Genomic DNA, 3,281 nt, shown 5'->3' with positions numbered 1-3,281 from the left:
TGATTCCGTTACGTTAAGAGAAGTTGAATACAAAATTAAATAGTAAAAGATAAGGTCATGTCATGTAGAGCCGACAGTCCTCATCACTGCCGGCTTTATTATTTTTACACTCCAAGTCGGCTATTCACAGCTTGAGCCAAATCACCCAATTTACTGAATAGCCAATTCCCTGGACAGGATTTTCTGGCAAACCAGCGATGGACGGTGAGGAGCATTTCGTCAGGTTTAACCTCATAGCTCAATGCATTATCCCGATCAGCAATCCACACAAGTTTCTTCTTGCCGTTCCTTCTGCAGATATCAGCGCACAGATCTACCAAGGCGGCATACACCTCGGGCTTCATGTTGTAAGGCTCCGTCATATCAGACGCGCACTCGATGGTAACGGCTCGCTGATCGTTGTCCCGAGAAGATGAGCACCAGGATCGGTTCTGCTCATCAACGCAAAGTCCAATTCTGCCGTCAGCCCCGATGCAGTAATTGCAGCTTGCCTGTCTGCTGCTATCCTTAAAGCAGTCGCAGATGCGTTCAACACTGAGCTGACCGACAACAGCGTGAGGTGTAATGCGGTCAATGGTGTGAGTCCTTTTACCGGAATGGTTCGGACTCAATCTGGTGTAAGTTACAAGCGGACTATTTGCCATTTTCGTTCTCCTTATTTTCTGATTTATCGTGTAACTGGTTTAAGGCTTTTCTGACCACCGTCGGTATCGGCAGACCGAGATGTGCAGCGTTCTCGAGAAGACTGATGCCTTCATTTGAGAGGTAAAAGAAAATCACCGCGGTTCTGAGGACACTTCCGGTCTGAAAGATTCTTGTGTCCAGAATGCTGGCAATGCCCACGAGCATGAAGACAACCACCTTACGGCAAATGCCGTTCAGGGGGTTGGCCAGAAAGTCATTACCCATGATGATGAGTTCTCCGAAGCCTCCGTCAGACTGCATGAGTCTCGTGCAGAATGTTCCCCAGGCATTATCTAGTCTTCCGGTAGCGGCAGATACAGTGTTGAGCTTGGCTTCCATTACTCCGTCAAAATTGTTTCTGGCAAGGTTGGAAAGGTACTCATCAAGAGCCTTGCTGTTCTTCTGAATTTCGGTGGTTGAGCCTTTGTAGGTAAGGGAAATTGTGTCACCTTTATCCTTTGCCGTAATGCCGAATTGCCGGAGTGCTTTGGTTGAGCCCTGAGAGAAAGCAATAACAGCATCAGTCAGAGTGTTGATGTCTCTGCCGGTTCCATGGGCGATGGTGGCATAGGTCTTTAGCTGTTCGTTTGAGTTGGTAAGTCCGTTGTTGCCTAAGTCTACAAAGGCTTTGGCAAGTTTATCCGTAGCGGTAGCCGTCTCATCCTCGAGGCCGTTAAGGCTCCAGAAGGTTTTCTGCGCTGTTTCCAGATCACCAACAAGGGGAGTAAGTCTTGCCGACATATCCTCATAAACCCGTGAGGCTTCAAGTCCGGTAGAGATTATGCTTTTAAAGCCGTCCACGATTTCAGAGGCAAACTTGATGGCAAAGCCGGTCATCAGCATTTTCCAGCCACCGGCATTTTTCTGCAGAACTCCGGTCTGAGTATCTACGGCTTTGGTGACCTTTTTGATTTCAGCTTCCTGCTCCTGCATGATTTTCTTCTGCTTGGCAAGAGTGGTGTTGGTATCTTTCTGCTGAGTATTCTGAGTGCTGAGAGCCTTGCTGATTTCCTTTGTAACCTTGCTCTGTTGTGTGCCAAGGTCGGTAACGGTTTTGGTCTGCTCGTTGATGGAGTCGGTTACTGTCTTAACGCTGTCATCAAGTCCGTGAATGGCAGCATTGGTGGCCTCAGCCTGTTTTGCTGAGGCATCAAGGTTTGCTCCCATGGCGGCAGCCGATGAGGAAACAGCGTCCTTCATGGCTGTCATCTCATCAGCAATTTTGGAGAGGAAATCCGAGAGAGCTGACGTATCGGCAGAAAGCCTGATGGTGCTGTCGTTCATTTTGATCTCCTTAAATATGGATTAGATTAGAAAATATGAATTGCTAAACACATAACAAAATAATGATTTCGTAATGACAATATATTGCAAATAAACGAATTTTAACTATAATTTTAAGTAGTAACCAAGGAGGCTATTATGAGTGCCACAAATTTGAATATCAGAACCGATAAGGATGTAAAAGAACAGGCTGAACAGATCTTTGCTGAACTCGGCTTAAACATGACAACCGCAGTGAATTTATTCTTGCGGACAGCCATCAGAAAGCATGGTATACCTTTTGATTTATTCCTTGATGTACCTAATGAAACTACAATTGCCGCTATCGAGGAAGGAAAAAGACTGCTTAACGATCCTGATTCTCCTAAATATTCCAATATGAAAGATCTCAAGGCGGCATTGGACTCATGAAATACGATGTAAAGTTCACCTCTCAGTTCAAGAAAGATTTGAAGTTAGCCAAAAAGCAAAACAAGAATATTGATAAACTTTATACAGTTATCGAGACTCTGGCTGAAGGTGAAACGCTGGATCCCAAATTCAAAGATCACGAATTAACCGGAAACTACAAAGGAACGAGAGAATGCCACATAGAGCCGGATTGGTTGCTGATTTATGAAATTCAGAACGACATTCTGGTTCTGATGCTTACAAGACTGGGTACCCATTCAGAACTGTTTAAGAAATGATTACTTCATCATTCTCTTAAATTTTTCAATCTCTATCGCACAATCGCTCTCCGTCATTCAGGCTTTGTACCTTTCTTTCGGATGAGCCTCATAGTATTCCTCCTGAAAAGAAAAGGATCTCATAAGAGATCCTTGGTTGAAAAATACGGAATGACTGTGTTAATCCTCAATCGGATAATTTTTCAGAAGCCACTTACCGTTACCAGGATTATCAGGATTGTAGGTCGGTTTGTTTGTGTCCAACGCCCGTACAGAGTTCATCTCATCATCTGTAAGCCTAAAATCAAAAATATCCAGATTTGATCTGATGCGTTCAGGATTTACTGATTTTGGTAAAACTATCATTCCATCCTGTACTTCAAATCGTAATATTACCTGAGCTGCATTTTTATTGTATTACAGGCTGGAAATGCCGCGGTAATCGGTGGTTCAGTTGCCGTTATCAAAAATATCTGTGAGTATTACAGAGGGAATATTGACGGTAAGGATGCCGTCTGTGACATAGCAAAAACAACGGGAAAGGCTGCCGCCGGAGGATATGCCGTAGGTTTTTTCGGCTCTGCGCTTAAGGGGACAATGCAGAATTCAGGGAAGGATGTTCTGCGTAACCTTTCAAAAACCAAT

3 protein-coding genes and 2 pseudogenes are annotated in these 3,281 nt (G+C 44.4%); 2 read left to right on the top strand and 3 right to left on the bottom strand.

The annotated features are described in order from the left end of the window. Nucleotides 1-104: 104 nt before the first annotated feature. Both T489_RS0112045 and T489_RS15800 read right to left on the bottom strand, forming a co-directional pair. On the bottom strand, nucleotides 105-644 hold the full coding sequence (locus T489_RS0112045) for a peptidoglycan recognition protein family protein (protein WP_031580259.1): 540 nt from the start codon (nucleotides 642-644) through the stop codon (nucleotides 105-107). After that, nucleotides 634-876, bottom strand: a pseudogene (locus tag T489_RS15800) (holin family protein); the annotation flags it as partial. The pseudogene T489_RS15800 and the gene T489_RS0112045, both read right to left, overlap by 11 nt. A 1,230-nt stretch (nucleotides 877-2,106) precedes the next feature. Here T489_RS15800 and T489_RS0112035 point away from each other — a divergent pair. Then, a complete protein-coding gene (locus T489_RS0112035; RefSeq protein WP_031580257.1) occupies nucleotides 2,107-2,379 on the top strand; it encodes a type II toxin-antitoxin system RelB/DinJ family antitoxin in 273 nt (90 codons plus the stop codon). Then, a complete protein-coding gene (locus T489_RS0112030; RefSeq protein ID WP_031580256.1) occupies nucleotides 2,376-2,657 on the top strand; it encodes a type II toxin-antitoxin system YafQ family toxin in 282 nt (93 codons plus the stop codon). Before T489_RS0112035 ends, T489_RS0112030 begins: the two co-directional genes overlap by 4 nt. Before the next feature lie 159 nt (nucleotides 2,658-2,816). Here the strand turns inward: T489_RS0112030 and T489_RS0112025 are convergent. Beyond that, a pseudogene (locus tag T489_RS0112025) lies at nucleotides 2,817-3,035 on the bottom strand (aldo/keto reductase); the annotation flags it as partial. Nucleotides 3,036-3,281 lie beyond the last annotated feature (246 nt).

The organism is Ruminobacter sp. RM87, from assembly GCF_000701925.1.
GTDB lineage: Bacteria > Pseudomonadota > Gammaproteobacteria > Enterobacterales > Succinivibrionaceae > Ruminobacter > Ruminobacter amylophilus.
The sequence above is the reverse complement of the archived record's forward strand: the minus strand, read 5'-3'. Positions and strand labels throughout refer to the sequence as shown.